Raw genomic sequence first — 6,505 nt, forward strand, 5'->3', positions numbered from 1 at the left:
CGCGCACTTCATGCGGGTCGGGGCGGCCGTTCCCAGCGAACTTGTCTGTGGGGGCGGTCGAGTTGTACGACCGGCTGACCCGTGGCGAACAGCCAACCGACGCGGACAAGGCCGGGCTGGAGGAGTTGCAGGAGTGGGGGATGGCCGGCCAGTCCGGTAGCGGGCCCGTGGTGCCGTTGCCGCCGACGCCAGCCGCGTGGGACGTCACCAAGGCCGCGCTCGCGCATCTCCAGCAGCAGGTTGACCAGCTGGCGAATCTGCCGCAGCGCATCGAGCAGATGGACGTCCTGTTCGCGCAGTCCCGGTTTCGTGCCGGACACGGCTCGGAGTTCATAGCGGACCTGGCCGAAGTGAACGAGAGGATCGGCCGGATTCTCGCCGGCGCCCAGTCCGAGCTGCTGGCCGCGCACCCGGGCGGGATGCGAACCAGGGAGCAGATGAAGCTGGGGATTCCCCGGGACACTGCGGCGCTCGAGCGGGGTGTCTCCTATCGGACGCTGTACGCGGACGCGGTCCGGGACGACGCGGTGACGTGCGAGTGGGCGTCGACGATGGCGCCGCGCGGTTCGCACTTCCGGACGTTGTCGGAGCCGTTCGAGCGGGTCATCATCGTCGACCGGCAGACCGCCGTCATCTCGAACTACATCATCCCCGACGCCCCCGACACCGCCGCTTGGATCATCACGGACCGGGCGATGGTCGGGTTCATCGTCCACACCTTCGAGCAGGAGTGGCGGCGCGCCCGGCCGTGGCACGGTGAGCGCCGCGACCGGGCCACGAGCACGACGGGGGTGTTGACGGGTATGCAGCGTTCGATCCTGCGCGCGTACGCGGAGGGCGACGACCTGGCCGTGGTGGCGCGCCGCATGAAGACGTCGAAGCGGACGGTGCAGAGGGAGTTGGACCAGATCCGCGAGGTGTGGAAGCTGTCGAACGCGACGGTGGCCCAGTTGACGTTCCGGTTCGCGACGTCCCCGGACCGCGACCAGACGGGCGAGCATGGTCAGGAGCAGGGTCAGGCGGCCGCCTGACGGCCTGGCGGATGCGGGTCGGTCACAGGGCGCGGAGGAACGCGCGCTCACCGTTGTGGAAGAGCACGGTGACCCCGGTCGACGAGTCGCCCTCACGCGTCGACCACACGGTGATCTGCTGCACCTGATCCGAGCCGCCGGCGCCGATCGCCCCGCCCAGCCACGCATCCGCAGGCCCGTCCAGCGGCGCCTCCACGAATGCGGCGGGGGTGCCGGTGACGGGGGCGGTGGGGGTGTCGTGCTTGGCGCCCTCGGCGAGCTGCTGCAGGATCTGCCACCGCTGCTCCCGGCCGCCCGCGGTAACGCGTACTGCGTACGGGTGCTTGCCGTCCTCGAGCCGGTCGGCGGCCTGGACGCCGGGCGTGTTCTTCAGCAGGTCGAGCAGGTAGTCGCGGAACTCGGGGGCGCGCATCGGGGCAGGGGTCCTCTCGGCAGGCTGGGGTGGGGGCGGGGTGAGCTTACGTGTGGTGGTGGGCGTCGCGGTGCTCGCCGCACGCGGTGCCGAACAGGTCGGCCTGGCACGGGCCGCCGTCGCCCTCGTAGTGGTGGTGGCTGATGGTGGCGACGGGGATGGTCTCCTGGCCGGCGAGCGGGGCGGGGGTGGGGCGCCGCAGGACGGCCTGCAGCGCCTCAATCCGCGCCACCAGGTCGCTCACGCGGTCAGCTCCGGGAACAGGTGCACCTGCCCGGCCAGTTCGCGGTTCGACCACAGCACCTCGACCCGGTCCTTGGCTGTCTTGGCATTGCCGGTCGTGGTGGTCTGCTCGTAGCGGTGCCAGCCGTCGAATAGGTCGAGGTAGAGCGGGCTGTCGTAGCCAGACAGCACCACCGACGCCTTGCACGCGTTCAGCGCGGCCGCGAGGTCCCGGTGCTGCTGTTCAGTCTTCATCTCGATTCGGTAGTTGTTACCCCATCCACGGGTGCTGCCCAGGTACGGGGGGTCCACGTAGAGCAGGGCGTCACGTTGCTTGCCGTACTTCTCGATCAGGTCCTGGGCGGGTAGTGATTCGAGGGAGACGCCGTGGAGTCGCTCGGCGGCCGCGGCGAGGCGGTCGACGTAGGCCTCGAGGTATCCGGGCATGGAGGTGGCGGAGCCGGCGGGGTCGATGTAGTGGCGCCACCCGGTGTTGCGGAGCGTGCCGGAACGTCCTTGGGCGAGGCGGCACCAGATGCGGCGCGCCAGTTCGAGTTCGTCATCCGTCGGGTCCCAGGTGGCCGAGAGTTCGGCGCGGGAGTGAGGGGTGAGCATGCAGGCGCGGATCAGTTCGGTGGGCCGGTCACGGAGGACGCGCCAGAACGTCATCAGCTCGGCGTCCAGGTCGTTGACCGTCTCCATTCGGGAGGGACGCTTGGCCATGAGGACGGAGAGACCTCCGGCAAACGGCTCGACATAGTGCTCGTGGCGGGGCAGCAGGGAGACGATCCAGGGGGCAAGGCGTTGCTTTCCGCCGAAGTACGGGACGGGTGACTTCACGTGGCGGCCTCCTTAGTGATCGCGTCGATGGTGGGGCAGGGGTGCGGGATGTACGCCACCCACTCCTCGCTGTGCGGGCCCGTGGAGCGCCGTACCGAGCATGCCGAGCACCAGGTCTGCCCCATGTGCTGCACGGGACTGTGAAGGTCCGTCAGCGGCTTCAGGACCGTCTCCCGGTAGTGGATGAGCGCAGACGCCAACGCCGACTCGTGGATGTCCGTGAAGAACACGGGCGCGTGCTTCCCGAACATCTGCTGCGCGTCGTCGCGGGTGATGAGGAACGCGTGCCAGGCCTCGTCGAAGCCGGGCTGCTCCCGCTCGTCCTGGACGCGCTCGCGGTACTCAGAAGTGAGCAGCGCGCGGCAGCCAGCGCAGGGGACGCCTTTGGGATGGCCGGGGGTGCGGCACGGGCGGTTCCCGTCGGCGTCCAGGTCGTGGGCGTGGGCGGGGTGCCCGCACATGACACAGCGGGTCCGCGGCTCGGGCTGCTCGGTCACGGCTGCCCTCCGTTCATGACGCGGGCGAGGGTGACCGCCCGGGTGTCGAAGTCCTGCCCGCGGCCGGCCTCGTCGCGGAAGTAGATGGCCAGCATGCGGGCGAAGCGCGGGGACATGAGGCCGGCGAGCTTCCCGGCCGGGCCGCCGACGGCGTTGTCGATGCCGTTGTGGAACCAGTGCTTCGGTTCGACGACCGCGGAGCGCCAGTAGTCGTTCGTGGCCATGTCCTCGGCGGTGTCGTCGGCGAGGTCGAGGAGCGTTTGTGCGGCCGTACGCAGTTCGTCGGCGGGAGTGGTGTCTGTCATGCGGCTTCCTTGTAGTTGTGGCGGGCCGCAGGCCGGTTGCGGCGGGTGGCTCGGGCGCCGGTGATGATGTGGGTGACCAGGACGGCGAGCCCGACCAGGAGTGCGGCGCCGAGGCCGGCTTGGGCGCCGACGGCGATCGCGGCGCGGCCTATGAGGGTGGTGAACACGTCGGCGGAATCGTGGACGATCACAGGCGCTCCAGCGCGTACCCGGTGCGGCGCCGCGCGCCGGTCTTCGTGGTGTCGCTGTCGTGCAGGGCATTGGTGAGGACCCAGCGGGGTCGCTTTCCGGTGACGGCGTCGACGACGAAGGCACGGTTGTCGCCGGGCCTGTAGCTCTCGATGCGGATGCGGATGGACTCGCGGGGGTCGCAGTGGCGGTAGGTCTGGCCGGTCTCGATCACGGTGCTGCTCCTGTCGGTCGGGGTGGGCGGCGGCCGGCGGCCACCGGCCCGAGCGGGTGGGCTAGTTGGTGCGGGCGCACTCGTTCATCGGCGCGGGAGAGCGCGGGCGCGGAGCATCGCTCCGACCTTGGCCGCTTGAATCCGGCGGATGGCGCCGTAGATGGCCCCGGGGTGCCGCTCCCGGGTGGCGGCTTCGTAGTCGTCGGCGGCCGCGTTGAGGACCTCCTCGTCGCGGCTGAACAGGATGTGGTCAGCTATCTCGGCCAGGCTGGTGTCGGGGCCGAACTGCTCGTCGAGGTAGTCGGTGCTCGTGCGCTCAAGGACGCGGACAAGGAGTTCGTGGGCGATCATCGGCCCTCTCCCGCCTGCTGTGCCTGGTAGTCGTGGTGGGCGTCGTCCTCGTCGCAGACGAAGCAGCGGCCGGGCGTGACGGGGTCCTCGCCGACCTCGTGGACCGTCTGGGAGTGCCCGCACTCCGTGCACGGCGGCGTGGCCGGCTCCTGCCCTTCGGCCTCGGTGTCGAGCCCGGCGAGCGCATCGCGGAGGACGGCAGCGCGTTCGGGGTCAAGCTCCAGCCAGTACGGCTCACGGGCGGGCCCGGAGAGCACGACGGTGACGCTGTCGTCGTCGCCGTGCATGACGTCGTCCAGGCCCCACCGGAGCTGGGTCGGCTCGGGCTCGCCGAACGGTCCGGCGGGCTCGGCCTGCTGCTCCTCGTCGCATTCGGTCCCGCAGAAGGCGTGCTCGCCTTCGTCGTGGGCCTGTTGCCGCTCGTGGTTGGGGCACGGCTCGCCGGCCTCGGCGTCACACTCGGACGGTGCGGGACCACAGGGCGCCTGCTGCGCCTCGCGGACGCGGTCAGGGTTGAAGAGGCAACTGCCGGGGTCGATGCCGTTGCAGTTGTCGCAGGTGTGCGCCTCGACCTGCTGCGCCTCGTCGGCGGCCTTGTGGTTCGGGCGGGCGTACAGATCGCAGGCCCCGGCGTGCCGGTGCTGCGAGTCACCGCAGACGGGCGCCTGCCGCGCCTCGTCGGCAGGCTCCACGGTGTACGTCGTCGTCGCGCACACGAGACGTCGCTCGGTCGGCGCCCCGTCCCTCCAGGTTGGGCCTACCCGCCGACCGTGCTCAAGCGCGCGCACGGCCTGCTCCCGATTCCTGTACCGGCTGCCGGGCACCCACTCGTCGGCTGCCGGGTCGTGCAGCTCGGCGGCCCAGGAGTGCTCGGTCGGGTGCGCCTCGCCCACTGCCTGCTGCGCCTCGTCGGCCATGCGGCTGATGATCTTTGCTGCGGCGCGTGCTCCGTAGGCGGCGTCTCCGCTCATCTCACGGCCGAGGCGCTGGCTCTCGGCCCACGCCGCGTCACGTGCTTCGAGGAGCACAGCGGCGCGGAGATCCGTGGTGCTGCGCAGCTCGAACTCGGCGGGCTCGGCGGTGGGCTGCTCGTCGAGGGCGCGGACCGTGGCGCACGGCCAGGCCCCGCAGCCCGCCGTGCAGCTACTCCCGGCCTCGGGGGTACCGGCGTAGGCGTCACGGTGCAGGGCGCGCATGCGGTCGAGGCCGGCGGGCGCGGGTACGACGGCTGCCTTGATCTCGGGCTGGGTGGCACGACGGAGGACGGCCAGCGCTGTGATGGCGTACAGGTCGTACTTCTCGATGAGGCCGCTCGGGAGGCTGTCGTGGCCGGGCCCCCAGGTGTGGCCGTCGGAGGTGGCGAGCGCCTGGGCGATGCGGTCGCGGAGGTCCCCGCCAGCAACCGGGACAGCGGCACGACCGGGGCACGTCGACATCGTGGCGGCGTCGGCGTCGGCCAGCCACTCATGCGGTCCGTGCGGGCGAGGGTTCAGGCACTGGCGGTCGGTGGGGTCTTCTCGCCAGGCGCGCTCCCCGCAGCCACAGCGGCAGGTCTCAGTGTCCGTGGGGGCGTCGAAGGTGTAGTCGCAGTCTTCGCAGCGATAGCGGCTCATGGTCGTCTCCGGGGTGTCGCTTGGTCACGGGTTGGTCTTGCAGGTGGGGCACAGGTCGACGAGCCGGCCGTCGCGACGGCGGCGGACCCAGCCGTCCGACCGGCCGTCCGCGCGAACCTGCTCGGCGGTCCGGGAGCCGAATCGGGCGAGTACAGCGGCGGAGGCGGGGCAGTCGTGGGCCACGTCTGGGCCGTCGCAGGCGATCTCAACGCCGAGGCGATGAGCGGTCATCTGGTGGCCTCCGGGTAAGGGCGGTGGGTGGGGCCGGGTGTTCAGGCTCCCGCGTTCTGGGCGGGGTGTTCCCCGGGCGCGTACGGGTGCGGGGGAGCGGGGTGGGGATACGTGAACCGTACCGCATAAATGCATGCAGCGCCATGCGTTATGAACTATGCATTGTGTGGGGACCCGAACACCAGAAAGCCCCGGCGCATGCCCACGCCGGGGCCCGGCAGCTCTTCCCCTCCCCGCTGGAACGGATCATGGGGGCGCTTCAGAAGGTCCCTGTCTCCAGGGCACTCACAGCCTGGCACCGGATCGCCGGAACGTTCCCCGCGGCCCGACTCACGTGGCCTGACGGCCTGTTGCCGTCCCACGCGCCTACGGGCAGCCTGTACGGCAGGGTGCACGGGGTCAGGGAGGGCGTGGCGTGGAGTTCGAGTTCGTGTGCGGCTGCTGTGGTGCCGAGTGCGTGGCTTTCGCGGAGCGGGGCGGGTTCTGGAACAACCGGTTCTACCTGGATACGTTCTGGTGCTGGAACTGCGGCGAGGAGAACACGACCCCGCCCGGCCCGTGGACGCCCGCGTACGAGGACTAAGGGCACGGGGGGGGGGG

12 protein-coding genes are annotated in these 6,505 nt (G+C 71.0%); 2 read left to right on the top strand and 10 right to left on the bottom strand.

Translation table 11 applies throughout. The features are described 5' to 3' along the window. The first annotated feature begins 41 nt into the window (after positions 1-41). On the top strand, positions 42-1,031 hold the full coding sequence (locus ACFW9D_RS05935; protein WP_384618342.1) for a TrmB family transcriptional regulator: 990 nt from the start codon (positions 42-44) through the stop codon (positions 1,029-1,031). A 22-nt stretch (positions 1,032-1,053) separates the two neighbouring features. Here ACFW9D_RS05935 and ACFW9D_RS05940 read toward each other — a convergent pair whose 3' ends face one another. From ACFW9D_RS05940 to ACFW9D_RS05985, 10 genes are all read right to left on the bottom strand, one after another. After that, the gene (locus ACFW9D_RS05940; protein WP_384618345.1) at positions 1,054-1,443 is read right to left on the bottom strand and encodes a hypothetical protein; all 390 of its coding nucleotides are present in this window, start codon (positions 1,441-1,443) and stop codon (positions 1,054-1,056) included. Between the two features lie 46 nt (positions 1,444-1,489). Next, a complete protein-coding gene (locus tag ACFW9D_RS05945) occupies positions 1,490-1,687 on the bottom strand; it encodes a hypothetical protein (RefSeq protein ID WP_384618348.1) in 198 nt (65 codons plus the stop codon). Next, positions 1,684-2,505 (bottom strand): DNA adenine methylase, encoded by an 822-nt coding sequence (locus tag ACFW9D_RS05950; RefSeq protein WP_384618351.1) that lies wholly within the window; start codon positions 2,503-2,505, stop codon positions 1,684-1,686. The genes ACFW9D_RS05945 and ACFW9D_RS05950 overlap by 4 nt, the downstream gene beginning before the upstream one ends. Beyond that, the gene (locus ACFW9D_RS05955; RefSeq protein WP_384618354.1) at positions 2,502-3,002 is read right to left on the bottom strand and encodes a hypothetical protein; all 501 of its coding nucleotides are present in this window, start codon (positions 3,000-3,002) and stop codon (positions 2,502-2,504) included. The genes ACFW9D_RS05950 and ACFW9D_RS05955 overlap by 4 nt, the downstream gene beginning before the upstream one ends. Further along, complete coding sequence (locus tag ACFW9D_RS05960) at positions 2,999-3,307, bottom strand: hypothetical protein (protein WP_384618357.1); 309 nt, start codon at positions 3,305-3,307, stop codon at positions 2,999-3,001. Before ACFW9D_RS05960 ends, ACFW9D_RS05955 begins: the two co-directional genes overlap by 4 nt. Beyond that, a complete protein-coding gene (locus ACFW9D_RS05965; RefSeq protein WP_384618360.1) occupies positions 3,304-3,498 on the bottom strand; it encodes a hypothetical protein in 195 nt (64 codons plus the stop codon). The genes ACFW9D_RS05960 and ACFW9D_RS05965 overlap by 4 nt, the downstream gene beginning before the upstream one ends. After that, positions 3,495-3,710, bottom strand: coding sequence for a hypothetical protein (locus ACFW9D_RS05970; protein ID WP_384618363.1), 216 nt, complete (start codon positions 3,708-3,710; stop codon positions 3,495-3,497). Before ACFW9D_RS05970 ends, ACFW9D_RS05965 begins: the two co-directional genes overlap by 4 nt. 84 nt (positions 3,711-3,794) lie before the next feature. Continuing rightward, the gene (locus tag ACFW9D_RS05975; RefSeq protein WP_384618366.1) at positions 3,795-4,061 is read right to left on the bottom strand and encodes a hypothetical protein; all 267 of its coding nucleotides are present in this window, start codon (positions 4,059-4,061) and stop codon (positions 3,795-3,797) included. Further along, positions 4,058-5,674 carry a hypothetical protein gene (locus ACFW9D_RS05980; RefSeq protein WP_384618368.1) on the bottom strand — a complete coding sequence of 539 codons (1,617 nt, stop codon included), beginning with the start codon at positions 5,672-5,674 and terminating at the stop codon, positions 4,058-4,060. The genes ACFW9D_RS05975 and ACFW9D_RS05980 overlap by 4 nt, the downstream gene beginning before the upstream one ends. Positions 5,675-5,698: 24 nt before the next feature. Then, the gene (locus ACFW9D_RS05985) at positions 5,699-5,905 is read right to left on the bottom strand and encodes a hypothetical protein (protein WP_384618371.1); all 207 of its coding nucleotides are present in this window, start codon (positions 5,903-5,905) and stop codon (positions 5,699-5,701) included. A gap of 415 nt (positions 5,906-6,320) precedes the next feature. Here ACFW9D_RS05985 and ACFW9D_RS05990 point away from each other — a divergent pair, with 415 nt between their 5' ends. After that, a complete protein-coding gene (locus ACFW9D_RS05990) occupies positions 6,321-6,488 on the top strand; it encodes a hypothetical protein (RefSeq protein ID WP_384618373.1) in 168 nt (55 codons plus the stop codon). Positions 6,489-6,505: the final 17 nt, after the last annotated feature.

This window comes from Streptomyces sp. NPDC059524 (genome assembly GCF_042749255.1).
Taxonomy (GTDB): domain Bacteria; phylum Actinomycetota; class Actinomycetes; order Streptomycetales; family Streptomycetaceae; genus Streptomyces; species Streptomyces xanthii.